This is a genomic window from Kushneria phyllosphaerae, from assembly GCF_900312995.1.
GTDB lineage: Bacteria > Pseudomonadota > Gammaproteobacteria > Pseudomonadales > Halomonadaceae > Kushneria > Kushneria phyllosphaerae.
On record NZ_ONZI01000041.1, the window covers coordinates 1 to 399 of the forward strand.

1 protein-coding gene is annotated in these 399 nt (G+C 65.9%); it reads right to left on the reverse strand.

The annotated features are described in order from the left end of the window. Window positions 1-399: amino acid ABC transporter ATP-binding protein (locus tag KSP9073_RS17370; RefSeq protein WP_133241056.1), on the reverse strand; the 399-nt coding region annotated here is incomplete at both ends.

A 399-nucleotide genomic window follows, 5' to 3' on the forward strand; every position in this document is an offset into this window, starting at 1 on the left:
CCTCCTTCTCGCAGTCTTCCACGATCTGCCCGCGGTCCATGAAGATCACCCGGTTGGCGACCTTGCGCGCGAAGCCCATCTCGTGGGTCACGCACATCATGGTCATGCCTTCGTGGGCCAGCTGGACCATCACGTCGAGCACTTCGTTGACCATTTCCGGGTCGAGCGCCGAGGTCGGCTCGTCGAACAGCATCACCACCGGGTCCATCGCCAGCGCGCGGGCGATCGCCACGCGCTGCTGCTGGCCGCCGGAGAGCTGGCCGGGGTGCTTGTGCGCGTGCTCCTTGAGACCGACGCGCTCGAGCAGGGCCAGGCCCTTCTTGGTGGCTTCTTCCTTGCTGCGGCCGAGCACCTTGATCTGCGCGATGGTCAGGTTCTCGGTGATGCTCAGGTGGGGGA